The organism is Bryocella elongata (assembly GCF_900108185.1).
In the GTDB taxonomy this organism is placed as follows: domain Bacteria; phylum Acidobacteriota; class Terriglobia; order Terriglobales; family Acidobacteriaceae; genus Granulicella; species Granulicella elongata.
This window is the reverse complement of record NZ_FNVA01000004.1, coordinates 400,997-427,907: the sequence shown is the minus strand read 5'-3', so window position 1 is coordinate 427,907 and position 26,911 is coordinate 400,997. Positions and strand designations below refer to the sequence as shown.

23 protein-coding genes are annotated in these 26,911 nt (G+C 62.4%); 17 read left to right on the top strand and 6 right to left on the bottom strand.

All coding sequences use genetic code 11. From position 1 onward, the window contains the following. The first annotated feature begins 119 nt into the window (after window positions 1-119). Window positions 120-638 carry a TadE/TadG family type IV pilus assembly protein gene (locus C4S68_RS13720; protein ID WP_103933639.1) on the top strand — a complete coding sequence of 173 codons (519 nt, stop codon included), beginning with the start codon at window positions 120-122 and terminating at the stop codon, window positions 636-638. Further along, window positions 635-2,323 (top strand): pilus assembly protein TadG-related protein, encoded by a 1,689-nt coding sequence (locus C4S68_RS13715; RefSeq protein ID WP_103933638.1) that lies wholly within the window; start codon window positions 635-637, stop codon window positions 2,321-2,323. Before C4S68_RS13720 ends, C4S68_RS13715 begins: the two co-directional genes overlap by 4 nt. A 121-nt stretch (window positions 2,324-2,444) precedes the next feature. Here the strand turns inward: C4S68_RS13715 and C4S68_RS13710 are convergent, their stop codons facing one another. Beyond that, window positions 2,445-3,542, bottom strand: coding sequence for an alcohol dehydrogenase catalytic domain-containing protein (locus C4S68_RS13710; RefSeq protein ID WP_103933637.1), 1,098 nt, complete (start codon window positions 3,540-3,542; stop codon window positions 2,445-2,447). A 125-nt stretch (window positions 3,543-3,667) separates the two neighbouring features. Between C4S68_RS13710 and C4S68_RS13705 the strand changes: the two genes are divergently transcribed. From C4S68_RS13705 to C4S68_RS13690, 4 genes are all read left to right on the top strand, one after another. Continuing rightward, on the top strand, window positions 3,668-4,444 hold the full coding sequence (locus C4S68_RS13705) for an enoyl-ACP reductase FabI (protein WP_103933636.1): 777 nt from the start codon (window positions 3,668-3,670) through the stop codon (window positions 4,442-4,444). A gap of 136 nt (window positions 4,445-4,580) precedes the next feature. Further along, complete coding sequence (locus C4S68_RS13700) at window positions 4,581-4,910, top strand: hypothetical protein (protein ID WP_103933635.1); 330 nt, start codon at window positions 4,581-4,583, stop codon at window positions 4,908-4,910. Between the two features lie 41 nt (window positions 4,911-4,951). After that, window positions 4,952-6,250 carry a metal-dependent hydrolase family protein gene (locus tag C4S68_RS13695; protein ID WP_103933634.1) on the top strand — a complete coding sequence of 433 codons (1,299 nt, stop codon included), beginning with the start codon at window positions 4,952-4,954 and terminating at the stop codon, window positions 6,248-6,250. A gap of 151 nt (window positions 6,251-6,401) precedes the next feature. Next, on the top strand, window positions 6,402-7,643 hold the full coding sequence (locus C4S68_RS13690) for an MFS transporter (protein ID WP_235011591.1): 1,242 nt from the start codon (window positions 6,402-6,404) through the stop codon (window positions 7,641-7,643). Between the two features lie 33 nt (window positions 7,644-7,676). On the opposite strand, the gene C4S68_RS13685 is transcribed toward C4S68_RS13690, so the two are convergent. From C4S68_RS13685 to C4S68_RS13675, 3 genes are all read right to left on the bottom strand, one after another. Next, window positions 7,677-9,515 carry an ABC-F family ATP-binding cassette domain-containing protein gene (locus C4S68_RS13685; RefSeq protein WP_103933633.1) on the bottom strand — a complete coding sequence of 613 codons (1,839 nt, stop codon included), beginning with the start codon at window positions 9,513-9,515 and terminating at the stop codon, window positions 7,677-7,679. Window positions 9,516-9,557: 42 nt separating this feature from the next. Continuing rightward, on the bottom strand, window positions 9,558-9,866 hold the full coding sequence (locus C4S68_RS13680) for a hypothetical protein (RefSeq protein WP_103933632.1): 309 nt from the start codon (window positions 9,864-9,866) through the stop codon (window positions 9,558-9,560). A 65-nt stretch (window positions 9,867-9,931) separates the two neighbouring features. Beyond that, window positions 9,932-10,156, bottom strand: a complete 225-nt coding sequence (locus tag C4S68_RS13675; protein WP_103933631.1) for a superinfection immunity protein — start codon at window positions 10,154-10,156, stop codon at window positions 9,932-9,934. Window positions 10,157-10,298: 142 nt separating this feature from the next. Between C4S68_RS13675 and C4S68_RS13670 the strand changes: the two genes are divergently transcribed. Next, the gene (locus C4S68_RS13670) at window positions 10,299-10,700 is read left to right on the top strand and encodes a hypothetical protein (protein WP_103933630.1); all 402 of its coding nucleotides are present in this window, start codon (window positions 10,299-10,301) and stop codon (window positions 10,698-10,700) included. Window positions 10,701-10,726: 26 nt separating this feature from the next. On the opposite strand, the gene bshC is transcribed toward C4S68_RS13670, so the two are convergent. After that, window positions 10,727-12,418 carry a bacillithiol biosynthesis cysteine-adding enzyme BshC gene (gene bshC / locus C4S68_RS13665; RefSeq protein WP_103933629.1) on the bottom strand — a complete coding sequence of 564 codons (1,692 nt, stop codon included), beginning with the start codon at window positions 12,416-12,418 and terminating at the stop codon, window positions 10,727-10,729. Window positions 12,419-12,615: 197 nt separating this feature from the next. On the opposite strand from bshC, the gene C4S68_RS13660 reads away from it, so the two are divergent. The 9 genes from C4S68_RS13660 to C4S68_RS13620 all read left to right on the top strand — a co-directional run bounded on the left by C4S68_RS13660 (window position 12,616) and on the right by C4S68_RS13620 (window position 22,644). Then, window positions 12,616-13,302 carry an NUDIX hydrolase gene (locus C4S68_RS13660; protein ID WP_103933628.1) on the top strand — a complete coding sequence of 229 codons (687 nt, stop codon included), beginning with the start codon at window positions 12,616-12,618 and terminating at the stop codon, window positions 13,300-13,302. A gap of 270 nt (window positions 13,303-13,572) precedes the next feature. Then, a complete protein-coding gene (locus C4S68_RS13655; RefSeq protein ID WP_103933627.1) occupies window positions 13,573-13,788 on the top strand; it encodes a cold shock domain-containing protein in 216 nt (71 codons plus the stop codon). A gap of 129 nt (window positions 13,789-13,917) precedes the next feature. Continuing rightward, the gene (locus C4S68_RS13650; RefSeq protein ID WP_103933626.1) at window positions 13,918-15,762 is read left to right on the top strand and encodes a PHP domain-containing protein; all 1,845 of its coding nucleotides are present in this window, start codon (window positions 13,918-13,920) and stop codon (window positions 15,760-15,762) included. A 36-nt stretch (window positions 15,763-15,798) separates the two neighbouring features. Then, window positions 15,799-16,182 carry a type II toxin-antitoxin system RelE/ParE family toxin gene (locus C4S68_RS13645; RefSeq protein WP_103933625.1) on the top strand — a complete coding sequence of 128 codons (384 nt, stop codon included), beginning with the start codon at window positions 15,799-15,801 and terminating at the stop codon, window positions 16,180-16,182. After that, window positions 16,179-16,559, top strand: a complete 381-nt coding sequence (locus C4S68_RS13640) for a helix-turn-helix domain-containing protein (RefSeq protein WP_103933624.1) — start codon at window positions 16,179-16,181, stop codon at window positions 16,557-16,559. The genes C4S68_RS13645 and C4S68_RS13640 overlap by 4 nt, the downstream gene beginning before the upstream one ends. Window positions 16,560-16,726: 167 nt before the next feature. Then, the gene (gene pgi, locus C4S68_RS13635) at window positions 16,727-18,358 is read left to right on the top strand and encodes a glucose-6-phosphate isomerase (protein ID WP_103933623.1); all 1,632 of its coding nucleotides are present in this window, start codon (window positions 16,727-16,729) and stop codon (window positions 18,356-18,358) included. A gap of 198 nt (window positions 18,359-18,556) precedes the next feature. Next, a complete protein-coding gene (locus C4S68_RS13630) occupies window positions 18,557-19,417 on the top strand; it encodes an IclR family transcriptional regulator domain-containing protein (protein WP_235011590.1) in 861 nt (286 codons plus the stop codon). A gap of 393 nt (window positions 19,418-19,810) precedes the next feature. After that, on the top strand, window positions 19,811-20,965 hold the full coding sequence (locus tag C4S68_RS13625) for a hypothetical protein (RefSeq protein ID WP_146072147.1): 1,155 nt from the start codon (window positions 19,811-19,813) through the stop codon (window positions 20,963-20,965). A gap of 158 nt (window positions 20,966-21,123) precedes the next feature. Then, window positions 21,124-22,644 (top strand): MBOAT family O-acyltransferase, encoded by a 1,521-nt coding sequence (locus C4S68_RS13620; RefSeq protein WP_103933621.1) that lies wholly within the window; start codon window positions 21,124-21,126, stop codon window positions 22,642-22,644. A 74-nt stretch (window positions 22,645-22,718) separates the two neighbouring features. Here the strand turns inward: C4S68_RS13620 and C4S68_RS13615 are convergent, their stop codons facing one another. Further along, window positions 22,719-25,574, bottom strand: coding sequence for a bifunctional YncE family protein/alkaline phosphatase family protein (locus C4S68_RS13615; RefSeq protein WP_235011589.1), 2,856 nt, complete (start codon window positions 25,572-25,574; stop codon window positions 22,719-22,721). Window positions 25,575-25,713: 139 nt separating this feature from the next. Here C4S68_RS13615 and C4S68_RS13610 point away from each other — a divergent pair, with 139 nt between their 5' ends. Then, the gene (locus tag C4S68_RS13610) at window positions 25,714-26,742 is read left to right on the top strand and encodes an acyl-CoA desaturase (protein WP_103933619.1); all 1,029 of its coding nucleotides are present in this window, start codon (window positions 25,714-25,716) and stop codon (window positions 26,740-26,742) included. Window positions 26,743-26,911: the final 169 nt, after the last annotated feature.

The following is a 26,911-nucleotide window of genomic DNA, read 5'->3' as shown; positions in this document are numbered from 1 at the left end:
GCACGGGATCACCCGTCCGTAACCAGCAGTAACCAACATTCCCTGTGACCCCTGTAACCCACCCGTGGGATTCCGAGCCCTCGATCGGCGACCTACCATCGCTTCATTGAGGAGTGCGTATGAGGGATTCGGGAACTCTCAGTCCGGGGCAGTTGCCTCGGTTTCGACGTGGAAATGAAGTTCTGAACCGGCTGCGCGCGAGCGAGCAGGGCCAGTCGCTGGTCGAAGCCGCGCTCGTATTTCCTGTGCTGCTCGTGATTATGACCGGCATCCTCAGCTTCGGTCTGGCGTTCAATAACTACCTCATCCTCACGAACGCCGTCGGCGCAGGCGGACGCGCCCTGGCGATCGCCCGGGGTAATACCACTGATCCCTGCTCGACAGCGTCCACCGCCGTCGCCGCATCGGCAGTCCTGCTGAAATCGAGCAACATCAGCTACACGTGGTCGTTCAACGGGAATCCTTACTCGGGCACGAGTTGCTCCAGCTCCAGCACCTCGACTGGCGCGGCTGGCAACCTCGTACAGGGCCAGAACGCCCAGATCACGATCACCTACCCTTGCAGCCTGGCTATCTTCCGAATCAATCTGGCGCCCAGCTGCCAGCTGACTGCCAGCACTACGGAGCTCGTGCAATGAAGTCGATCCAGCGCAGCGGGGGCCTGCGAGCCCTCATCGGCCGCCGCCTTCGTGCCTTCTTCCGCGAGGACCGCGGACAGGTTCTCCCTATATCCGCAATCATGCTGGTCGGCTTCCTCGGCATGGCCGCCGTGTCCGTGGACATGGGTCACGCGGTGCTGAACTACGAGCAGCTCCAGAACGCCGCCGACGCTGCCGCCATGGCCGGAGCGCAGTCGCTGCCCAACACGACGGCCAGCACCGTCGCGACCCAATACAGCGCAGTCGCCAATCAGTACAACGCGCAGACCATGACCTCTGGAACGACCATGTCCTCCGGCTACCCCAAGCTGCTCTGCCTCACGACCTTGAAGTCCCAGGGGATGGCCTGCAGCTCGCCCGCGAACGCCAACGCCGTGCAGGTGCGCCTGCAGATGAGCAGCCAGATGGCCTTCGCCGGCATGTCGAAGTTCGGTTATCCCAGCATGACCATTGCAGCGACCTCGACGGCCGCGATGCGCGGCGCCTCCGCCAGCCCTTACAACGTAGCCATCATCCTCGATGAGACGCTGTCGATGGCTTCGTACGACTCCGACTGCGGAGCCACACAGCTCGCCTGTGCGCTTAACGGTATCCAGGTCCTCCTCAAGTCCCTCACGCCCTGCGCGGCCAACTCCGGAACCTGCACCATCACCAACGGTGTCAGCACCAACGCCGTCGACAGCGTCGCCCTCTTTACCTTCCCCGCCGTCACCATCGGAACCGTCTCCAGAGACACAAGCTGCACCACCTCCATCCCCAGCTCCTGGACGCTCTCCACCGCCGGAGGTACCGGAAGTAATAACTGGTTCCAGGTCGACGGCACCTGGGGAGGATGGCAGAACACGACCAACCGGTCCGGCACCGTCACCGGATCCACCGTAACCGCCTTCTATGACTCGTCCTTCGGCTACTTCACCATCCCCTATCAGATGGGCTGGACCGGCGTTCCTGACGGCACTTCATACACCTTCCCCACTGCCGGAGCCAGCAGCTATAGCCCCAGCGGAAGCACCAGCGGCACCTATCAGGTCACTTCGTTCCTCAGCGACTACAAGACCGCTCCGCTCTCCAGTACCCTGAACTCCAGTTCCACTCTGGTAAAGGCTGCCGGTGCTGTCTCCAACTGCGCCGGCATGGCGCCCCCGAACTTCGATGGCGCGCTAGGGACCTATTACGCAGGCGTCATCTATGCCGCACAGTCGGCCCTCACTGCCGCGAAAGCCGCCAATAGCGGTTCGCAAAACGTCCTCATCCTGCTCTCGGACGGCGATGCCACGGCACCGCAATCGTGGAATGGCTACCCTACGATGGGGAGCGCTGGCAGCAACGGCAGCTATCCTTCCTACGTCAATGAGTGCACACAGTCCATCGTCGCAGCCAAGGCAGCAACCACGGCAGGGACGCGAGTCTATACGGTCGCTTACGGGTCGGAGTCTTCAGGCTGCTCCACCGATACCTCGGGGACTTACGCCGGAATCACGCCTTGCCAGGCCATGCAGGACATGGCCTCGGCGGCTCAATACTTCTTCTCCGACTATAACCAGTCGGGATCGAACAGCACCTGCTACTCGTCCGCACAGCCCGTCGCCAGCCTGGCCGGCATCTTCACCCAGATCGCCAGCGATCTGACCGTATCGAGGTTGATCCCGAACAGTACAACGTGAGGCAGTGCGCAGAAGTCGGAGAGGACACATCAATACGGAGGGCCGAGTGGGGTGACAGGAACTATAACTCCACTCGGCCCTTTCCCGCTCTTCCCCGTCTCTACTTTCTACTCACTGACCTCTACTCACTGCATTTGAAGACGATCTTCAACGAATCCGCGACCGGGTTCGAAGCCAGGTGGACCGCCTCCGCGCACTCCCCCAGCGAAAAGCGATGCGAGATCAGCTTCGTCAGGTCCAGCGTGCCCGAGCGGTAGCCCTCGTACACGAGGTCGATGCCCTCCTGCTGAATCGCCACCGACGCCGAGTACGACCCCATCAGCGTCTTTTCATCCATGCAAACCGCCGCCGGATCGAACGGTGCCTCGCCATGCTGCGTGCTCGCGAAGAGCACCACGCGACCGCCCGGCCGCAATGCGTCCATCGCCTGCTGAATTAACTTGTCCGAGCCCACAGCGACCAGCACGACGTCGACGCCGCGCCCCTCGGTCGCTGCCTTGCAAGCAGCCACCACATCGCCACGCGCATCCAGAGGATGCTCGAGCCCATAATTTGCCGCCACAGCGTGCCGCTCGGGATACATATCGCTGCTCAGCACGGTTGCTCCCGTACGGTGCGCCAGCGCCGCCAGCAGGATCCCGATACTTCCCTGCCCAATCACCAGCACCGTGTCATCGGGCTCCAGGCTCAGCAACTGAATCGCCTTGAAGCAGGTGTTCACCGGCTCGATGAACGCCGCCTGCTCGAACGGAATATCGTCCGGAACATGGATCAACCCCGCAGGAGTCGTGCCGTCGCCGACGATCCAGTCCATTACCCGGATGTACTCTGCAAAGCCGCCCCCTGAAGGCGCACCGAGGCCTGCCGTCGTGCCCACCAGCTTGTAGCGCTCGCACTGCGCGAAGGTCTGCTTGCGGCAATAGAAACACTGTCCGCAGGGAATATGGTGGAACGCCATCACGCGGTCGCCCGCTTTGAAGCCCTTCACCCCATCGCCGATCGCAGCGACAGTCCCGGCCATCTCGTGGCCGAAGATCCTCGGTGCGGCGTGTGAGCCGGTGTGGATCTTCTTCAGATCGGTACCACATATCCCACAGGTGTCGATCTTCATCAGCACCTCGCCAGGGCCAATGGAGGGGACATCGATCGTCTCAGGGCGAACGTCATCGACCGCGCGATACACCGCGGCCGTCATCGTGCTAGGCAGAGCGTCAGACATACAGCGATAAGGGTAACGGATCGGGGGCGCACACCTGAAATCACTACTGCGCGGAAGCTGCGGTCTCCGCCCGCCGCACACTGATAGACTTTTGAGCGGAACGTTACAAGGAGTCTCCGCAAACCATGATCGACATGAAGGGCAAGGTCGCCGTCATCCTCGGCGTCGCCAACAAGCGCAGCATCGCATACGCGATCGCCGAAAAGCTAGCCGCAGCCGGTTCCACCCTCGTCCTTTGCTACCAGAGCGAGCGTCTGCGCGCGGAGTCGGAAGAACTGCTCGAATCGCTGGGCCAGACCGGCACCGGCAAGGCCATCCAGTTGGATGTCTCGCGTGACGAAGAGATCGACGCCGCCTTTGCGCAGATCGCCGCAGCCTTCCCTGTGATCCACACCCTGGTGCACGCCGTGGCTTTTGCCCCGGCCGATGCCATCAAGAACGACTTCCTGCTCACCAAGCGCGACGACTTCCGCATTGCCCACGACGTCAGCGTCTACTCCCTGATCGCCGTCGCCCGCGCAGCTGCCCCCCTGATGACCGAAGGTGGTTCTGTCATCACTCTGACCTACTACGGCAGCACCAAGACCTTCCCCAACTACAACGTCATGGGCGTCGCCAAAGCCGCGCTGGAAGCCACCGTCCGCTACCTTGCCGCCTCTCTCGGCTCGAAGAACATCCGCGTCAATGCGATCTCCGCTGGACCGATCAAGACGCTCGCGGCCCGCGGCATCGGCGACTTCACCCAGATCCTGGATGCCGTGACCCAGCGCGCCCCCCTGCACCGCAACGTCGAGCAGGTGGAGATCGGCAATACCGCCCTCTTCCTCGCCAGCGACCTCGCCAGCGGCATCACCGGCGAGGTCACCTACGTCGATTGCGGTTTTAACGTCACCGGAATCTAGCTCCTCCACTCGGAGCGGCATCGCGCAAGGCACTCGCCAAAGAATCGCGATGCGATTACCAAAGATTGCGCGGTCGCACCGGCGCAGGGCTCTATGCTTTGCACAAAGCAGCAGAGTCTCTGCGCCGGGCGACCCAATGAATCCTCGCTTCCAGAACCGTCTCTCCCAGGCCGACCTCGCAACCTTCTTCCTCGCGGGCGTCGTTGGCATCGCGGCCGGCAATCTCACGTATCTGGCCCTGATGAACCCGGACCACTTTCTGGAGCCCCTGCGCTCGGCCCTGTCGCCCGGCCTCTACGCGGTGTGGCTCATGGCAGGTGATGCGACTGGTTCCGTCACACCGGAGGGGTGGGTGCCCGGGGCGGCTGTCTTCCTCAACGCCGTCGTGTACGCTGCGGGAGTCATGGTTCCGAGGCTTCTCTGGTGTCACGTCACGAGCCGGCACGCTCTCCGGCCCCAGGCGTAATCGCCTGCTCCGAATCGGATCTGCGGTATCCTCACCTCACCATGATCTCCATCCTGCCCCGATGTAGCCTCGTGCTCGTCTTCGCCGCAACGCTCCCGCTCGCCGCCCAGACGGCTCCCGTGACGCAAGCGCCGAAGATCACCCTCCTGCACGCCGCCCGCATCCTCGACGTGCAGGCCGGTCGAGTGCTCTCGCCGGGCGAGGTCCTCGTTGAGGGGGAACGGATTAAGGCGGTCGGCGGTCACCTCCCTCGCCCCGAGGGCTCAGCGTTCATCGACCTGGGTGATGTCACGCTGATGCCCGGGCTCATCGACGCCCACACCCACCTCTTCCTGCATCCCGGCGCCGAAGACCTCCAGACCGTGCAGGAGTCCGTCCCCGAGCGCACCCTCCTCGCCGCCTCCGCCGCCAGGGCCGACGTGCTGGCAGGCTTTACCGCCGAGCGGGACATGGGCACCGAGGGCGCGAAATGCGCGGACGTCGCCGTCCGCAATGCCATCAACCACGGCCTCATCCCTGGTCCGCGCATGCTCGTCAGCTGCAACGCCATCAGCATCGTCGGCGGGCATGAGGACGCCATCGGCTACAACCCCGACCAGCACGTGCTTTCCAACGCCGACTATGCCAATAATCGCGACGAACTCGTCAGCGTCATTCGCGAGCAGCGCAAGGGTGGCGCCGACTTCATCAAGATCTACGAGACCGGCCGCGACGGCGTGAAGGACGGGGTCTTCCACTCGCCCTACCAGTACACCGAGCAGGAGCTCGCCGCCGCCGTCACCGAAGCTCGCCGCACCGGCTCGCGCGTCGGCGTCCACTCCACCGGGGAACCCGGCAACCTCTACGCCGCCGAGGCCGGCGTCGCGAGCATCGACCACGCCTACCAGCTCTCGCCCGAGACGATGCGCCTGATGCGCGAGCGCCAGATCTTCGCCGTGCCCACCTTCGCCATCAGCGAGTACTTCGCGCAGCACCCGGCTTCACCTGCCGCCGAAGCCCGCGAGAAGCAGTTGATCTCCTACCATGCGGCCGAGTTCAAGAAGCAGCTTGCGGCGGGCGTTCCCTTCGCCGTCGGCTCCGACGTTGGCCCCTTTCCACACGGCACCCAGGCCCGCGAGTATGAGCTGATGGTCGAGAACGGCATGAGCCCCGCCGATGTCCTGCGCTCCGGCCTCATCAACGGGGCAAAGCTCCTCGACTGGGCTGACGAAATTGGCCAGCTCAAGGCCGGCTACTACGCCGACATCATCGCCGTCCCCGGCAATCCCCTCGAATCCATCAAAGTCCTCGAACATCCAACCTTCGTGATGAAGAACGGAGAGGTCCTTCGCAAGGACTGATACCAATCGATCTCCTTGAACGTCACACCTGCCGCGAGGATCCATCAACTTCCCTCGCTGGCATAGGCCCGCTCCCACACCGCCCACAGCTTTCAACTTGGCCTGCAGCCCCTCGCCGGGTCACACTGTTATACGGAGCTCAACTTCCCCCTTGGCTGAATCAACGCCCCTCTTCACCCGTATCTTCCGAGCGTTCCGCTACCGTGATTTCCGCATCATGTGGCTCGGCGCCTGTGTATCCACCATCGGCACCTTTGTGCAGCAGTTCGCGCAGAGCTGGCTGGTCTACGACCTCACCAAGGATCCGTTCTACCTCGGCCTCGACCTCTTCCTGGGCCAGCTGCCCATCATGCTCTTCTCGCTCTTCGGAGGCGTCTTCGCCGACCGCCTCGATCGCAAGAAGATGCTGCTCGCCTCGCAATACATTCAGATGGTCTGCGCCTTCACGCTCTCCGTGCTCTTCGCCACAAAGAGCCTCCACGGACACGTCTGGCCGATTCTCGCGCTGTCGTTCTTCGTAGGCGTTGGGCAGTCTTTCGGCGGCCCAGCCTACTCGGCGCTACTGCCCACCCTCGTCGAGCCGCAGGACCTCGCCAATGCCATCTCGATGAACTCCATCCAGTTCAACCTGGCGCGCATCATCGGCCCGACCCTCGGCGGCCTCGCCTATACGGCCTTCGGCGCCACGTGGTGCTTCGCACTCAACGGCGTCTCCTACATCGCCGTCATCATCTCTCTGCTCATCATCAAGGTGAAGTTCGTCGCACCGACCACACGCACCTCCGTGATGACAAGCATGAAGGAGGGTATCAAGTTCATCCGCGACCGCGAGGGCCTGACGCCGCTCGTCGTGCTCGCCTTTTGCACCACCCTGTTCGGCTTCTCGCTCACAGGGTTTCTCCCGGTCATCGTAAGAACGATCTTCCACCGCGGCCCTGGAACCTACGAGCTGCTACTTGTCTTCTCGGGGGCAGGTTCGATCTGCGGAGCGCTCGGCGTCGCTGCCATGGAGCGGCTCAAGGGTCAGGCGCGGCTGGCGGTCCTATGCCTCTTCGCGCTCGGACTCGCGACCGCCGGCTTCGCCATGTCGCACTGGCTGCCGCTCTCCTGCCTGCTGATCTTCCTCACCGGCATGTCGGTGATGGCCTCGGCCTCACTCCTGTTGTCCGTCGTGCAACTCATCGTTGCGGACTCCATGAGAGGGCGCGTGATGAGCGTCTACAACCTCGCCATCCGCGCAGGAATCCCCCTGGGAGCACTGCTGCTCGGCAAGCTAATTCCAGTCCTTGGGATCACCGTCGCCATCGCCGGATTCGGCCTCTGCCTCATCCTCGTTGCCGCCTACTTCCTCATCGTGATGGCGAAGCTACCAACCTTCCACCGCAGCGCATAATTTGGCGGAGCGGATTTGGACGAGGGCTGCGTATCAGCCAGCCTTCTCCGTCAGCTCCGCCCAGCGTTCATACACCGCATCATGCTCGGCCTGTGCGGCCTCCATCTCGGCGAGCGCTGCGGTCAGCTTGTCGGAGTCGGTCACCACACTCGGATCTTCCAGCCGATCATGCGCTGCGGACATCCGCTTGTCCGCCTTGTCGACGCGTTCCTCAATCCCATCGAACTCGCGTTGCTCCATGTAGCTGAGCTTCTTCTTCGTCGGCTTGGGGGCCTTAGCGGTGTCCTCTGGGCCCTGAGCCCTGGACCCTGAACCCTGCTCCCGAGCTCCGGCAACCTGCGCATCGCGCCACTCTTCCCACTGCGCGATATCCGCGAACACCGCGGTATTGCCCAGGCCATCCAGCCCCAGCACGACGTTTGTCACGCGGTCCAGCAGGTAGCGATCATGCGTCACCAGCACCAGCGCGCCCTTGAACTCGTTCAGCGCGTCCTCAAGGATCTCCAGCGTCGGAATGTCCAGATCGTTCGTAGGCTCGTCGAGCATCAGCACGTCGGCCTCTTCCAGCATCAGTCGCGCAATCAAAATGCGCGCTCGCTCGCCCCCGCTCAGCCTGCCTACCGGCTGGTTCAGCTGCTCCCCAGTGAAGAGGAACTGCGACGCATAGCTCGCTACATGCACCACGCGGCCCTGGTAGACCACACCATCGGAGTCCGGCGCCAGCGCTCGCCGCAGCGTCAGCGTCTCGTCAATCTCACGCATCTGCGACAACGCCACAATCCGCAACGACGACGCCCGCTTGACCTCGCCCGCATTCGGAACCAGCTCGCCCTTCATCACGCGCAGCAGCGTCGTCTTGCCGCTGCCGTTCGGTCCCACCAGGCCCAGCCGCACGCCGTTCATCAGCGCCACGTTCACGTCGCGGACGATCTCCCGCCCACCGAGCGTGACACCGACGCCCTCCAGCTCAATCAGCCGTTTCGTCTGCCGCCCCGTGCCCGAGAAGTCGAAGTTGGTCGATGACGACCGTGTGCGCGCGTCCACCTCCGCCAGCTTCGAAATCATCCCGTGGGCCGTGTCGATGCGAGCCTTCGCCTTGGTCGCGCGCGCCTTCGGCCCACGCCGCAGCCACTCGATCTCCGTCCGTACCCGGTTCCGTAGCGACTCCTGCATCTTCGCCTGCGACTCGATGTACAGCGCCCGCTCCTCAAGAAACTTCGAGTAGCTTCCCCGCGCCGCCAGCATGCCCTCGGCATAGATCTTGTTCAGCTCCACCACCCGCGTCGCCACGTTCTCCAGGAACGTACGGTCGTGCGTGACCACCACCGAAGCGAACTTCGCCGCGCGCAGCATCCCTTCGAGCCACTCGATGCCTTCAAGGTCCAAATGGTTCGTCGGCTCGTCCAGCATCAGCACGTCGGGATCGACCGCCATCTGCTCGGCGATCGCCAGCCGCTTCTTCCAGCCGCCGGAAAGGCTCGCCGCCTCGGCGCTCATCTTCACCTGCGAGCCGTCGCCGTCCTCTACGAACCCGGCCCGCCCCAGCGTCTCGCGCAGGCTCTGCTCGCGCAGCCCCGCCTCCATGCCAGCACGATCCATCGCCCGCTCCAGCACGCTGCGAACGGTATCGCCCGGCCGAAACTCCGAGATCTGGTGCACATAGCCAACGCGCGCGCGACGCCGCACCGACAACTCGCCGGTATCAGGCTCGGTCTCGCCCGCCAGCACTGCCAGCAGCGTGGACTTCCCCGCACCATTCGGGCCAATCAGCCCAATGCGGTCACCGTCTTCGACGGCAAAAGAGATGTTCTGAAAGAGAGGAACTGCGCCGAAGCGCTTAGAGACGCCCTGGGCGTTGAGAATCGGAGGCATACACCTTTAGTCTACCGGTTCGTGCCGCAGCATCGGACGAGGCTACTCGAGATCAAAGTCCCGAAGCGGTTTGCCACTCAGCGGCGACTCCTTCGCCTTCTTCACCGCATCGGCGAACTTCTTCGCCATCAGGTCGTCCTTGTTCTTCTGCGCCTCAATCGACTGCGCGAAGATCGACTCCCGCCGCGCGTCCGACTCCTTCAGCGCCTTGGCCGCCTGGCCGAAGTCCTCAAAGGTCTTCCTGCGCGGAGCCGGTGTGTGCGAGATCAGCTGCCGCGTCACCGGGTCGACCTTGATCATCGCTCCGCAGTCCGGACACATCACCTCAAACGGCTGATCGCTCAATCCCATTTCCAACACCTCGCCTCGGTCATTCTATGCCCAGGCGAGGTGCCGAAAAAGCAGGGGAGCGGAGCTTACCAACGGCGATACCCGCCGCGTGCGTAGGCCATCTGGTAGTGGGTCTCGCTCGAGAAGGCCCAGATCAGCGCCAGGATCCAGCCAATGACGGTCCAGCCCAGGAACAGGTTGATGAAGAAGATCGCGACCGTATGCCGCGAGCCGCGCAGCGCCGCCACAATCGTGGGAAGAAAGTGAATCGCGCCGAAAGGAAGAAGCAGAAAAGCAAACAGGAGATGCATTTGAGCAACCCTCCGTATTTCTCATACGCGGATATTTCAAAATTGGTTCCCGGCAACCACCGCCGTGGCGTACGCAGTCTTTCGATGTGGAATAAGAATCCTCTGGCTCCGATACGGGGAGCCGCGCTACACTTCCGCCACCATGCCAAAGCCCAACGGATTTTCCCTCACTGTGATCGTGCTGTGGGTCTTGCTTGCCCTGTCCGTCGTCGTTACCGTCGCCATGCCCATGCCTGCCGTCGCCCAGGGCGGAGCCCTGTTCGCGATGGCCAAAGGCATAGCCGTCATCAGTGCCCTGATCGGCGCGGCTATCGGGGCCGTCATCATCTTCTTCTACTCGAAGGGGGAGAACTGGGCTCGCTGGGTCATCATGGTGATGAGCGCGCTCTACATCATCGGGCTGCTGCTCAATCTTCACTACTGGGCTTTGATCCCAGGCAAGGTCGTCTTCAGCGCCGTGCAGGCCGTCTTTGGCGGATATCTGCTCTGGTTCCTGAATACCCCTGAGGTCAAGGGCTGGTTCGAGAAGAAGACCATCGTCTGAATCGCGCGGACCTCTTATAAGGCCAGCTAGAACCGGATCACCCGGTGCCCCGGACACTCCTGGCTCGCGTTCTGCACCAGGAGTTCCGGCAGAGCCTCGCCAAACTTCGACAACGCCCAGATCCCGCCCAGCAGCCGCTCCTGCAGATGTCCCTCGGGAAACAGCTCCAGCATCATCGCCGTCGCGTGCTTGCGGAGGGATGTCTCCTTCTCCAGCTCGAACCGCGCCGCCATACGCCGCAGGCGATCCATCTGGTAGCGCATCTTGTTGGCGGAGATTCCCGCCGTGCGCCCCAGGTCCGCGCTCATCGCCGTCATGTACTCGGTCAGCGCGTTCAGCTCGGTATCCATCGCATTGCCAACGGCCGCGATCTTCCGCTTGCCTTCGATCGGCATGGCCCGAGCACCCAGCCGCAGCGCCAGGTCGTCGATCGTCCTGGCCGCAACCACCTGCTCGAAGCTCACCTCGTGCAGATCTAGCAGCTTCCCAATCTCGGGCGAGATCAGCGTCGCCGAAAGCCTCGGGAGGACGGCAGTCACGCGGCCAAGAATCGCCTTGTAGACCACGGCGCTCTGCGCAAAGTAGGCAATCTCCGCCGGCCCGCCCACATAGGCGGAGGTCGGAAGGATCGTATCCTGCATCACCGCGCGCAGCAGGGCGTTCGGGCTGAGCCGCTCAGGAGAAGCCTCCAGAATCGCCAGCAGGTCCGCGGTCGTGTACAGGCGCATTCCAGCCTTCCACTGCGTCGTCCCGTCTTCGGCCTTCACGCGGCGCAGCGGCAGGCGCGCACCGTTTTCGTCGATCAGGAATAGCAGCGAATGGCCCGGCGTCACCAGCACCTGGGCGTGATACCCCGCGCCCTCAAGCTCCTTCGTCCGTTGCAACAGCGCTGCATCCAGCGTGTCTACCTGTTCGATAGCAGACCGCAGCGTGGACGCTCCCAGCGCATGCACCTCGCGGCTGGCCGCATCGATCAGGATCAGCCCAAACTCAGCGAAGATGCTCGCCAGCAGCCGCGCAAACGCTGAAGCCAGCGTTGCGCCTTCGGCGGCGTAACACTCGCGCAACAACTCTGCGACCGGACCCCACGCGATCAGCTCGCTGGCGTGATCGATCGCGGCGTCCAGAGCGTCCTGCCCCACGGAATCCACGCGGATGTTGCCCACCGGAACAGGCCGTTCGACCTTCAGGCCCAGCTTGATCTCTTCAATCTCAGTCTTGGTCGGCAGATCGACCATATCGACCTCGGCGAGGTCATGGTCCTCGGTCGCGAGCCAGAAGATGGCAACATGCTCCCGCCCGCTGATCCGCGTCGCCTCCTGGGCCTTGCGGATCGCCGTCGCTGCCTTGAGCAGCGAAAGTAGCGGTCCTCCAAACAGTCCCACCTGCTGGCCGGTCACAACCGCTGCAGCGCCGTCACGTAACTTTCCGATGGCCACCTTCGCGGACTCGCCGGCGTTATGAGCCTCGGCCTGACGCAGCAGCTCCGCCACAAGCTTCTCCCGATGCTCCTGCGGGAGCTCCGGTGCAGCCTTCGCCCAGTGGTAGGAAAACGGGTCCGAGGGATAACAGCGACGCAGCAGCGCCATGTCCCTGGCGTCGGTCGCTGCATCAGCTCCGGTCGGGCGAGCTCCGGTCAGCGCACCCGACTCCGCGTAGTCGCGGAAGATCGCGCTGATTCCAGGAAGGCTCGAGATCGGCAAACACTCGGTCGTCATCGTCTTCCGCAGTCTCTCATTCCGTTGGGGCCATCGGCTCGTGAAGTTTGTGAAGAATCGCGATCACGCGCGACCCCACGATCGTGGTGGGAATCCCTGAGCCTTTTGGATGCGCTGCAGGATTCCCCGATGCAAGGAAAACAGCCCGCCCTATTCCGCAAGCTGGCGGTCCCCGTCAGCTCGTTTACCCTTGGAGGATGCCGACGCCCAGCAAGAAGACCGTTGCAAAGAAGACTCCCGCCAAAAAGACAGGGGACAAGAAAGCAGCCAGGACCGCCAACACAGCCCAGGTAGTCGCGGTAGCGCACGCCAAGCCGCTCAAACTTCGCGGCAAGGGCAAGACCTTGTCCTCGAAGACCGTCTTCAAGGGTAACGTCTTTTCCGTGACCCGCGACCAGGTGCAGGAGCCCGGAGGCGTGGTCGCGCAACGCGACGTCATCCGCCACAACGGTTCCGTGGTAATCCTCGCTGTGGATACATCAAAGGGCCTCGAAGATCCCGGCATTCTGCTCATCAGGCAGTGGCGTCACGCCGCGGACCAGTTCCTGCTGGAGCTTCCTGCAGGCCGCATCGAGCCAGGGGAGAAGCTGATTCCCGCAGGCAAGCGCGAGCTCATTGAAGAGACCGGCTACCGCGCGAAGAAGTGGTCCAAACACGTCCGCTACTTCGCGAGCCCCGGATTTCTGTCGGAGGCGATGAACGTCGTCCTGGCCGAGGATCTGACCCTCGGGGAAGCCACGCCCGAAGAGGATGAAAAGATCGAGATCCACATGACGCCCCTGTCGGAGGTTCTCGCAATGATCCGCGCCGGAAAGCTGCTCGACGGCAAGACCATCACGTCCGTGCTGCTGTATGAGGAGCTTCGCCGAGCCGGCAAGAGTTAAGCCGGCGCCATTCGATCGCTACAGGTTGCCTGCCTCGGGGGCATAAATACGGGCGCTATCACCCTCTCTTGCAGTGAGACGCGAAGATCGTCTCCGCTAATTTGATGTCACGCAAATCATAAATTCATGCAGAAGCCGTGCCGAATCTATGATTTGCGCGTTTACTTTCGATGAACTTCCCAGCCATCTGATTTCCCCTCCTGCTCGTCATAGTTGTGAGGTCACGTTGCCGGAAGGCGAGTGACCGGACCGACGAAGGCAGGAAGACGAATGGCACAGTACAAGGGTGTCGTGAAGTGGTTCAACAATGCCAAGGGGTACGGTTTCCTTGGTCGGGAAGACGGGCCTGATGTATTCGTCCACTACAGCTCTATCCAGCTGGACGGCTACAAGAGCTTGAAAGAGGGTGACGAGGTCGAGTTCGACGTGATCCAGGGAACCAAGGGTCCGCAGGCAGATCAGGTCACTCGAGTCCAGGGCGCCTGAGAACGAAAAACCGGGCGTCCAGGCTTACATTCGCTGGCCCCCACCGCCAAGAGCGTGCCCGCGCGCGACGCATCTACAATCGGATGCGTGGCCGCGGGCGATCTTGTCTCCGGTCGCTGACCGAATCCCATGGACAACATCACACTTGCACGGCTCCTCGATGAGACCGCTGCCCTGCTCGAAATCGACGCTGCCGACCCCTTCCGCATTCGCAGCTATCGCCGCGCCGCCGAAACCATCGAACAGCAGACCACACCACTCAGCTCGCTTATCTCTCTCGACGGAGACACCAAGGGCCTGCTCGCGATCCCCGGCATCGGCAAAGGCATCGCCGGAACCATCAAGGACCTCGTCACCACCGGGACCACCGGCCTTCGCGAGGAACTCCTCGCCAGGTACAAGCCCACTATGCTCGAGCTGCTCAAGCTCCCCGGTATGGGCCCCAAGACCGTCGCTCTCGTCCACTCCGCCCTGCAGGTCTCCAACGTGGACGAGCTCGAAGACGCCGCCAAGCGCGGTGCGCTGCTCGAGCTCCCACGCATGGGCCAGAAGTTCACCGACAAGCTGCTCAAGGGCATCGAGGACTATCGCCGCAACGCCTCGCGTTTCCGTGTCGACGTCGCCCGCGAGAACGCGCTGCGGGTCTCGGAATTGATTCGTCAATTCCCGGGAATAGACACCATCACCCCCGCCGGTTCCCTGCGCCGCGGCAAGGAATCCGTCGGCGACCTCGACCTGCTCGTCACCGGCCCCGCCTGCGAGCCCGAAGTCGTTGCTGCCGCCGTCGAACACGTTGCGACGCTGCCCCTCATCGACAAGCTCCTCGCACGCGGCCAGAACAAGGTCAGCTTCAACCTCCGCAACGGCCTCCAGGTCGACGTCCGCCTGCTGCCCCGCGCCAGCTTTGGTGCAGCCCTGCAATACTTCACCGGCTCCAAGCACCACAACGTCACTCTGCGCCAGCGAGCCATCAAGCGCGGCCTCACGCTCTCCGAGTACGCCCTCCTCCGCCTCGCCGACAACACCATCGTCGCCGCAGCCAGCGAAGAAGAGATCTACCAGGCGCTCGACCTCGACTACATCCCACCCGAACTGCGCGAGAACAACGGCGAGATTGAAGCCGCCGAGAAACACACGCTGCCCAGGCTCATCACACGCAACGACCTTCGCGGCGATCTGCACATGCACACCACCGAGTCCGACGGCGCGGACTCCATCCGCGCCATGGCCGAAGCCGCCATTGCCCGCGGCCTCGAATACATCGCGATCACCGACCACTCCAAGGCGCTCGCCATGACCAACGGCATGGACGACAAGCGAGCCTTGCTCCACGCCGCCCGCATCCGCGAAGAGTCGCTACGCCTCGCCGAAGAGTTCGCCGATGGCCGAGGGCCACAGTGGGCGCGCTACCAGCAGCGTCTCGAAGCCGGTGAGCCAGAAACCGCAAACCCCAAGCCAACCGTCCCCTTCCGCATCCTCGCCGGAGTGGAAGTCGACATCCTCCTCGATGGCGCCCTCGACCTCGAAGACGATACCCTTGCGCAGCTCGATATCGTCATCGCCAGCGTTCACTCCGGCTTCAATCAGACCGAAGCCGAATGCACCGCCCGCGTCCTTCGAGCCACCGAGAACCCTTACGTACACATCCTCGGCCACCCCACCGGCCGCAAGGTCCTGCAGCGCGAACCCTACAAGGTTAATCTCGTCGAGATCCTTCCACTCGCCGCAAAGCTGGGCGTAGCCGTCGAGCACAACGCCCACCCCGCCCGCGCCGACCTCTCCGACGTACACCTCCGCCGCGCCAAAGAACTCGGCTGCAGGATCATCATCAACACTGACTCGCACGCCACCGACCAGCTGGACCTCATCGACTACGGCATCATGCAATGCCGCCGCGCCTGGCTCACCGCCGAAGACCTCATCAACACCAAACCCGTAGACCAGTTCCTCGCCACCCTCCGCCCACGGCCCTGAAACCGCCAATGTACCTCATGTGGTACATTGATCCGCATGGCCCACGCTGAGCTGGAACGGGTTCCGGTCGTCTTCTTTCGCAACGATGCAGGCGGGGAACCAGTCCGTGACTGGCTGAAAGCGCTCGTCCCCGTCGAAGATCGCAAGCAGATCGGAGATGACATCCGCACGTTACAGTTCGGCTGGCCCATAGGAATGCCTCTTTGTCGGCCGCTCGGCCAGGGATTATTCGAAGTCCGATCCACACTGGCGAGCCACCGAATTGCGCGCGTTCTTTTCTATTTCGACCGGCATTCCCGCATCGTGCTGTTGCATGCATTCATCAAGAAATCGCAGAAGACGCCGCCTGGGGAACTTGCAATCGCCCGGCGGAATCAGAAGCTCCACGCATCCTCCCTCGCCCCAAAGGAACCACGATGACAAACGTCTCAAAGGACCGCTACACCGGATCATCATTTGAAGGATTTCTCGTCGAAGAAGGCCTCCTGGAAGAGACCACCAGCACCGCCATCAAAAGGGTGCTCGCCTGGCAGTTGGAGCAGGAGATGATCCGCCAGCGGAAGACCAAGCAGTCCATGGCAGCCGAGCTGAAGACGAGCCGTTCCCAGTTGGATCGGCTGCTCGACCCCAACAACACCGCCGTTTCTCTCGAGACGCTGAGTCGTGCGGCACGTGCGCTTGGAAAGCGTCTCGTACTCGAGCTGCGAGATCCAGCGACGCAGAGCACGTCTGCGCCGAAGACAGCGCGACAACGAGCGCGATCCCGGCCTGGCCCCCAGCAGCCAGAGGCTGCATAGCTCCGGCGTACCAACGACCACCTCATCAACACCAAACCCGTAGACCAGTTCCTCGCCACCCTGCGCCAACGGTCCTAAGGGACTGCATCGGTCTCAACGGAACAGTGGTCTAATGACTTTCGCAGGTTGCGGATGACCTCCGGCCTGCAGCCCCAAGGAGAGTTTGTATGAGCGACACGATTGCCCCTCTGTCCCAGCGCCCGGCCTGGAAGGCCCTCACCGCGCACGCCGCCACTCTCAAGCAGAACCTCCGCGAGCTCTTCGCCGCCGATCCCGAGCGCGGCACACGCTTCACCGCCGAAGCCGAAGGCATCTTCCTCGACTACTCCAAGAACCGCATCACCGAAGAGACCCTCCAGCTCCTCCTCCAGCTCGCCAAAGAATCAGGCCTCGCCGAACACCGTGAGGCCATGTTCACCGGCCAGAAGATCAACACCACCGAGAATCGCGCCGTCCTCCACGTCGCCCTCCGCGCGCCCCGATCCGAGTCCATCCTCGTCGATGGCGAGGACGTCGTCCCGGCCGTCCATGAAGTTCTCGATAAGATGTCGGCCTTCGCCGACAAGGTCCGTGCCGGCAAGTGGCTCGGCTACACCGGCAAGCCCATCCGCAACGTAGTGAACATCGGCATCGGCGGCTCCGATCTCGGCCCCGTCATGGCGTATGAGGCGCTCCGCCACTACTCCCAGCGTGACCTCAGCTTCCACTTCGTCTCCAACGTCGACGGAACCGACTTTGTCGAAGCCGTCCACGATCTCGACCCCGAAGAGACCCTCTTCCTCGTCGCCTCCAAGACGTTCACCACGCTTGAGACCATGACCAACGCCCACTCCGCACGCGCGTGGACGCTGGCCAAGCTCAAGCAGACCGAGGCCATCGCCAACCACTTCGTCGCCATCTCCACCAACGAGAAGGAAGTCTCGAAGTTCGGCATCGACACCGCCAACATGTTTGGCTTCTGGGATTGGGTCGGCGGCCGGTACTCCATGGACTCCGCGATCGGTCTCAGTACCATGATCGCCATCGGTCCCGACAACTTCCGCGCCATGCTCGACGGCTTCTACGCGATGGACGTCCACTTCCGCACGGCGCCGCTGGAGAAGAACCTACCCGCGCTTATGGGTCTGCTCACCGTCTGGTACACCGACTTCTTCGACGCGCAGACCGTCGCTATCCTCCCCTACGAGCAATACCTCAAGCGCTTCCCCGCGTACCTTCAGCAGCTCACCATGGAGTCCAACGGCAAGCACGTCACGCTGGATGGCACGCACGTTGAAGCAGAGACCGGCCCCATCTACTGGGGCGAGCCGGGCACCAACGGCCAGCACAGCTTTTACCAGCTCATCCACCAGGGCACGCGCCTCATCCCCTGCGACTTCATTGGCTTCTCCAAGTCAATCAACCCGCTGGGCCGTCATCATGGCATGCTCATGGCCAACGTCTTCGCCCAGGCCGAAGCCCTCGCCTTCGGCAAGACAGCGGAGCAGGTGAAAGCCGAAGGCGTCGCGGATGCGCTCGTCCCGCACAAGGTCTTCGAAGGCAACCGGCCCTCCAATGTCCTGCTCGCTGAGGAACTCACCCCGCGCCTTCTCGGTTCGCTCATCGCGCTCTACGAGCACAACGTCTTCACCCAGGGCGTCATCTGGTCGATCAACAGCTTCGACCAGTGGGGCGTAGAGCTTGGCAAGGTCCTGGCGACCAACATCCTCAAAGAGCTGGAATCGACGACGCCTCCCGAGCTGAAGCACGACAGCTCCACCAACAACCTGATCCAGCGGTATCTGGCCACAAAGGCCTGACAAGGTTGACTCTCCCTGGAGTCGCCATCACCTCGACAGCTCATGGATCGCAGGAAGGGATAGCGAAACCATCCCAATCCTGCGATCCATGTCATTGAGGGATCCTTGCGCTTCCAGCCAGTGTGCGTTTATCGTGAATGCAGAGCGGCAATCGGTCATCACCGGGACCGCCCGCTCACGTGTTGGAGGACCCGTACCTTGTCATCGCTGGTCGCTGCTGCCCCCGCTGCTCCACTCCCGCTTCACGAAAAGTCCACCGCCAGCAAGCCCGTACTCCCCGGTGTTGCGCTGGAGGCCTACTCGGGCGATCCCAATTTCATGGCATCCCTGGCCCGTGGCCTCGTCGTGATTGAAGCTTTCACACCGCAATCGCCCCAGATGACCATCTCCCAGCTCAGCCAGCGCACCGGGCTCTCGCGCGCTGCTGTCCGGCGCTGCCTTTATACGCTCGTAAAGCTCGGCTTTGCGGGCGCCGACGAGGCGCAGCGTTACTCCCTGCGCCCCAAGATGCTGACCCTAGCCAACACCTACACGGCCTCCAGCACGCTCGCCAACGCCGCCCAGCCCATTCTGGAACGCATGTCAGCCTCCTACAAGGAGAGCTTCTCCGTCGCGACACTGGACGGCGAGGAGATTGTGTACATCGCCCGCACCACCATGACCCGCGTCATGAGCGTCGACCTGCACATCGGTTCGCGCCTGCCGGCCTTCTGCACCAGCATGGGCCGCGTATTGCTCGCGTACCTCCCGCAGGATCAGCTCGAGCACTTCCTGGCTCGCCTGCAACTGGTTCAATACACACCGCGTACGGTCAACTCCAAGGAGAAGCTGCGGTTGATCCTGCGCAACGTTCGCCGCAACGGCTATGCTCTCTGTGACCAGGAGTACGAGGTCGGCCTGCGCTCTATCGCCGTTCCGGTCTTCGCAGGAAACGGCCGCGTTGTCGCGACAGTCAACCTGAGCGGGCACGCTCCCCGCATGCCGATGCTGGAGATGCAGACGCGGTTCCTGCCGCCTCTGCGCGCAGCGGCATCAGAGCTCAGCGTCTTCCTTCGCTAGGCGATTCGCACGCCCCCATAGAAAGCAATGCCCGGATTTGAGACAGCAAGAGCTGCTCGTCCGGGCATTTTTTTTGGTGTCGATCCGGACCCGCGCTCTCCCAGCCATTGTGTTCTATCCAAAGGTGATAGACCTCGCAGGTTGTCGCGTCCTGGTGGATCAAAGCGATCCACAGGGTTGGCTTCCGGGACGTAATCCCCCCGGGCAGCTCCGCGTCTAACTGGCCAGTGACGTGTTAACGATGACTGTCACAAGATATGGTGATCACGAGCAGTGACGCGTGACGATTCAATGACTACGATTTCGTTGCAACATCTTTCGATATTTGAATGGTTTAGCGTACTGATTCCCGCCGAGAGCCCCATAGAATGACCTCACCCTTCACCAATATGCATGAGTGCTGCTTTGGAGCGTAACGAGACGACGCATGTGCAATCGCCGGAGCCGCCACACAGCTCACGCCGGGACCCGGCAGTGCTGTACTGCTTCGCGATGATGCTCCTGCCGCTGCTGGCCATTCCGGCCTTCATCGGACTGGGGCGGTCCAACTTTTTCCTGACCCATGGCGCAAGCTTCTGGGTGCGTTCCAATGATGCCGTCTTCAACATGAAGGGCAGGCACTGCGACGTCGTCGTATTCGGCGATTCAACGGCGATGACGGGCGTGGATCCCGAGGTCGTGGACCGTGAGACCGGCTTTCACACCTGCAATATCGCGGTCACCAATGCTGTGCTCGCTGTTACCGGCAATCTCACGCTCGATCGTTTTCTCGCCCACAATGAAAAGCCGAAGGTACTGGTCTTCCAGCTCTCGCCAGACGACTTCCAGGCTGCCAACCGTGTTTGGAACCACACGATCTATGCCGAGGGTCTCCTGGAGTTGCTGCGGCATGGTGCACCCCGCGAAGCTCGCCAGGTCCTGATCACGCACCCGCACGAAGCCGCGAATTTTGCGGGTTATGCTGCGGGATTCACGGCCTACTATGCCATCCGCGACGCCTGGTTTCATGCAACCCGTATGCAGCCAGAAGAAGACCGCCTCCGACTTCGGGCAGACACCACATTCTTCACGCCTCCCGCCCCCGCCAGGACGCATTGTGACGCCGACGCGCCCTTCAGCGATCCAACGCAGGGCGCCTTCTCCCGGTCTCTCGCTGAGGACTTCCGCAGCCGTTACGCCAACCGCGCCGCAGTCGTGCTGGTCGACGTTGCACCCATTCCGGCATGTGACAACAACCTTCAGGCTTATGCCGCGCAGCTGGAGGGCATCACCTCCAACGGCTTACGTGCTCTCCCCATCGCTGCGTTCAACGACGGTCGCCACTACACTGCGGAAGGGTCGCGGATGGTAAGCGCAGGGCTCGCCCTCCAGCTCAACGAGGTAGCGGACGAGCGCCCTGACATCGATGTCCGTAGAACGTCTCCCCAGTTCATCGAGGTCGGCGCCAGCGCTAGCCCTAGATCGTCATCGAGGCCAGCCCTTTCAACTGAGCCTCGGATCGACGGCGTAGGTCTGCTGAGCGCTTCAGGGCTCCTGATCCTCCCTTAGATCGGGCATGGGCGGAAGCTGACGTGGAACGTGCGCAGCGACATGGACCGTCCATGGAATGCATGACGATGGCAGCCTCCGCTCCATGCTGACGTCTTGAGCCTCATGGTCGGCGGACATCAGGAACGCCCTGGCAACAAGTACTTCTTATACTGCGCATGCTCTTCAACTCTTACCGTTTCATCTTCGTCTTCTTACCGATCACCCTGGCGGGATTTCACCTGCTGGGGCGACTGGGCCGGCGCCCTGTCATCGCCTGGCTGTCGCTCTGCTCGCTGGTCTTCTACGCCTGGTGGAAGCCCATATTCGTCTTATTTCTGTTGGCCTCGATTCTGGTGAACTATGGCGTATCAGTCGCAATTGCGAAGTCACCGGAGAGCTCGCCGGTGCGCAAGCGGATGCTGGTGCTGGGCATCGTGCTCAATCTCGGAGCGCTGTTCTACTTCAAGTACCTCTTCCGCACCCTTGTCATCCTGCATGCTCTGCATGTACCTGCCCCCCGTCCCTTCGACATCCTTCTGCCGCTGGGCATCAGCTTCTTCACCTTCACGCAGATCTCATTCCTGGTGGATCTATCTCAGGGGCAGGCGGAGCGGCAGGATCTGCTCAGCTACGTCCTCTTTGTCACGTTCTTCCCGCACCTGATCATGGGGCCCATCCTCCACCACAAGGAGATGATGCCGCAGTTCGCACCAGGGCGACGGTACCGGATGGTACCAGCCGACGTGTCTCTGGGCCTCACGTGGTTCCTGATGGGGCTGGGCAAGAAGGTGCTGATTGCGGACTATCTCGCTGCCGGCGCCGACGCGTCGTTCGCCCGCGCCGGAGCGCAGGGCGCGGCGTCCGCGTGGGGTGGCCTGGTGCTCTACACCATGCAGCTCTACTTCGACTTCTCGGGTTACTCGGACATGGCGCTGGGACTCGCGCGCATCTTCTCGATTCGCTTCCCGTTGAACTTCGATTCGCCCTACAAGGCCACAAGCGTCACCGAATACTGGCAGCGCTGGCACATGACGCTGACCCGCTACATCACCTTGTACCTCTACAACCCGATCCTGCTGCACGTGCAGCGCAAGCGGATGGCAGCTGGAAAGAAGGTCTCACGCAAGACCCTCGCCACGCCGGAAGGCTTCCTCGCGATGGCCGCGTATCCCACCATTGCGACCATGCTGCTCACCGGCCTGTGGCATGGAGCCGGGGCAAAGTTTCTCATCTTCGGGCTTCTGCACGGGTTCTACCTGACTGCGAATCTCGCGTGGCGGAACTTCAAGCAGCGCAGCAAGGCAGTAACGGACGAAGCGCGCAGCGAACTGACCACCTTCCTGATGCGCCTCGGCGTCTACCTTCAGGTCGCCCTGGCGCTGGTCTTTTTCCGTGCCGATTCCCTGCACGCAGCAACTTCGATGCTGGGGTCGTTGTTCTTCCTGCACGGAGCCGGACATGCGGATAGCCTGATCGATGCCGCGGCCGGGTTCGCGCTCTTCCCTGTCGTCTGGTACCTGCCAAATACGCAGCAGATTCTGGGCGAGGAGCCCGCAGGCGCACAGGCGCCGACACCGTGGTTCAATCGCCTGCGCTGGGCTCCCAACGTCAAGTGGGCCCTCGCGATGGCGGTCCTCTTCTTCGCCGTGCTCGCCAATCTTGGCGACACCAAGTCGTTCCTGTACTTCCAGTTCTGAGGCAACAAAACGGGAGGATTCATGGCATCGCGTGCCACGAATTCTCCCGTTTCGTTTGTTAGCTTTGTTTGACCCTAGTTATCGTCGTCGTCCTTCACCTTCTTATGCTTCTCTAGCAACATCGGGGGAGGAGGCGTGCTGCCCTTCGCGTCCTGCCACAGAATCAGGTTCAACTTCATCGGGTCGGCGTGGTCCGCGCGGGAAAAGTCCATCTTCGCCGACGCGCTTGCCCCCGGCGCCGTCTTCTTGTTCGCCGTATAGATCAGTCCATTGTCCCGATTGGAGTAGTCGGCATCGAACGCCGCCTGATCTCCCGGGCCTGTGAAGAGCGAACCGATCAGCGGAGCGAACGCGTCGTTGTTGTTCATCGGCGGAGCTCCAAGCAAGGTCTCCATGGTACGAATGACGCTCACCGTCGAATAGAAGCTGCTGTCCACGAACGCAGGCTGGCCCGCCGGGGCATGCGGCGCATACTTCGATACGACCACGCTCAACGAACGGTGCGCGTCGACATGATCCGCTCCGTTCTGTGCGTCATCCTCGAGGATGAAGAATGCGGTGTCCTCCCAGTATGGCGAGTGCGAAATCGCATCCACGGCCCGGCCGATGGCAAGGTCGTTGTCCGCCACCGAAGCCTTCGGGGTTGGTGCACCGACACGCGTCCCGGCCGTGTGATCGTTGCCCAGCCGCACCTCGATGAATGACGGCATCTCGTCCTTACCAGCCTCACGAGATGCGACCCACTTCTTCAACTCGTTTACGAAGACGTTGATGCGAATCTGGTCCGGGACCATCAGGTTGAAGTCCGGATAGACCTTCGAGTAGTGGCCCTCGAGCTCAGGCTTGGTCGCCTGGTTGGCCTTCAACCGCGGAATCGGCCAGGCATATTGGCTCTTGCCACCACCCCACTCGGCTGGGAACTCCTGTCCCGGCTGCACGAACGCAGGATCGCACGGCTTCACCCCGCCGGTCATGGCGCCCTCGCGTGGGTTCGGCAGGAAGTCCGAAGGCATCACGTCACCGGGGCCGGTGCAGAACGTCGAAGCGATGTATTCGCCGAAGTGCATCAGGCTGATCTTGTGCTTCGCAAAGTTCGTCCACAGGTAACCGCTGGAAGGCTCGGCAAGGTCCGGGATGTGCTGCAGCAGAGGATAACCGTTCGCAACCACCCCCTCGTAGTCGTACGTGTGCTCGGAGCTCCGGTAGTTGATCTGCCAGGTCTTCTCCATGTAGTCGGAGCCGATGGCAGCGTTGGACCACACGTGGCCCTCGCCTGAGACCTCACCCGAGTCGAAGAAGTTATCCAGCACGCCAAACTGCAGTACGAGCTTGTGCTGATTCGGCGTGATTGACGCACCGTACATGGTCAGCGAAGGATCGCCGTTGGCTACCCTCTGACCGTCCTTGGACAGATCGCCAAAGACCTGATCATAGGTGCGGTTTTCCTTGATGATGTAGATCACATGCTTGATGCGATCCTTGCCGCCGGCAAATTCGATCGACGCCTTTGCGGCCTTCATGCGATTGGAGTCAAGCACCACATCCGTTGAGGCCTTCAGGCTCGTCGAGATGGTGCTCTCGGAGATACCCGCGAGCGATCCGTAGTCGAGCGTCGGGGCGTACGTAAAGCTCGCGTCGCGTCCATTGAGTTGCCCGGGGACGGCACGCTGCGGCATGTTGTTCGGCCCGGTCCCCTTGCCTCGTCCGGTCGCCACGAAGAGCTTACCGCCGCTCTCCGCCAGAGCCGTCGGCATCATCTCCGTCGGCACAAAGCCTAGCGGCTCGATCATGCCCTTGGCCTTTGCCATGCTGCGCAGCTTGTGCGGATCGAGGACAGCGATGGCGTCCGTTCCCATGTTCGCTGCGTAGAGCCGCGAGCCATCCGTGCTCATGGCGAGCGCATTGGGCTCCGCACCAAAGTAGCTCTGACCGGGAAGACGCGTATCGAAGTAGCCCTTCACGGCGAACTGGTTCTTTGTAATATCGATCGCCGCGACAGCATCGCGATTCGACAGCGCGACGTAGAGCGTGCCGGTCTTCTCATCCAACAGCAGAGCGCAGGGATGAGTTCCGGGATCGGTGGGGTTGGCGGGCTTCAGCAACGGCAACTGGCGGACGACAGCACCGGTCGCGAGGTTTACCTCGGCGACGGCGCTCGCATTCCACAGCGCGACAAACGCACGCTTGCCATCCTTTGTCACTGCAACGGCGATGGGATAGGTCGAAGGCACCGTCTCGCCGGAGGACAGGTCGATGTTGCGAACCACCTTACCCGTCGTTGCATCGAGCAGAGCCACCGAGTCGGCGAGATTCTCCGCAACCAGCAACTGACTGGTTCCCGGCACGACCGCAATTGCAGCAGGATACGGCACACCTTCGGAGGGATGCCCTTTGCGCTCCAGCGAGGTGCGGCCTTCGGCCAGCTTGATGAGCGGCAGCGGCAAGAAATCCTGCGGCTTGAGCGCACCGTCGGCAAAGGCGTAGACCACGATGCCGTTGCCGGGTGCGCTCGCATCCCCTCCCGCTGCTGCGGTGACACTCGCCATGGAGGCGTAAAGCTTCGTTCCATCGGGGCTGAAGACTAGGCCCGAGAAGTACGTCTCCTTGGCGCGAACTCCGAGGCGGCTGTCCGGAAAGTCCCGAACCTCTCCTGTCGCGGCACTCATTACGGCAATCGACTGGCGGTAGTCCGACTCGAACGTGCCATAGCCCGCGTTAATCGATGCAACATACCTGCCATCCGGTGAGACTGCCAGCGACAAGGGCAGGCTGTTGACGCGCGCCGGAGCCCCTGGGGCAGGAACCATGACCTTCTTGCCGCTCGGTAGATTCACAGCAGTCTGCTGGCCCATGGAGCAGCTTGCGACACCCAGCAGCCCCGCCAGCGAGAGTGTGGCGACAGTGCCGGAGGTGCGTAATCCACGTAGCATCGGGAAGGCTGTGCCGGACGCGAAAAGCCGCGTCCCTGCAGGGTACCGCTCACTTACAAAACTCTTACACACCGGCTCTCACCTCAGGGCGTACTGTGGACGACAGTAACGAAGTATACGAGGTTGATTCGATCACTCTATGAATGCATCGCTTGAGAAGACCCCCGCCGCTCTGGAATCCACACTGAAATCGTCCACCGACACCGCGGTTCCTGCAGTGCAGGGCGTCGACGCCCCCAAGGACCACGCTCGCCGTGTGAAGGAAGACCTTCGCATGGGCCGTGAGTACCAGCAGGGCCGTATCAACTGGATCACTGCGATCGCCATGGGCGCCTTCCACGTCCTCGCTCTCGTCGCCCTGCTGCCCATGTTCTGGTCCTGGAAGAACATCGCCGCAGGCGTCATCACCTACTTCTTCGCGATCAATGTCGGCATCGGCATGTGCTACCACCGCCTGCTGACCCACCGCGGATACCGTGTTCCCCACTGGATGGAGACGTTCCTCACCATGTGCGGCACGCTCGCCCTCGAGGGCGGACCGATCTTCTGGGTCGCCACGCACCGCGTGCACCATCAGAACTCCGACGACGAAGGCGATCCGCACACACCGCATGACGGCGCCTGGTGGGCCCACGCCGGCTGGATCGTCTCCGGACGCGCCCTGCACTCCGAGACCGCGCTGCTCGGCCGTTACGCTCCGGACCTTACCCGTGATCGCATGCACGTCTGGTTCTCCAAGTACCACTGGCTTCCGCTCACCCTCGTCGGCTTCCTGCAGATGGGCATCGGCGCCGCAGTCGCTCCTGAAGGCCACCGCCTGGTCGGAGCGTGCGGCATGGTCCTATGGGGTACCTTCCTTCGCGTGACGCTTGGCCTGCATGCCACCTGGCTTGTGAACTCGGCCACGCACATGTTCGGCTCGCGCCGCTTCGAGACCAAGGATGACTCCCGCAACAGCTGGTGGGTCGCGATCCTCACCGGTGGCGAAGGCTGGCACAACAACCACCACGCCCACCCCGTCAGCGCTCGCCACGGCCTCGCCTGGTACGAGTTCGACATCAACTACTACGGCATCTGGCTCATGGAGAAGATCGGCCTCGCGAAGAAGGTTCAGATCGCGAAGTTCGATCCCGAGAACCCCAAGCCTGCCGGTTCGTATATGGCGTAAGCATCTGAGCAAAGCACCTCGCACGATTTCCACGTTTCGTCTGTAACCCGAATGGCCGCCCGAAGATAGGGCGGCCATCGCCGTTTTGAGATGTACTCCGCCAGCGTCCCGCTTGCGTCGAATTGGATCATGCAGGGTTTGGTCGCCGGTTCGGTCGACGAGAAGCCCT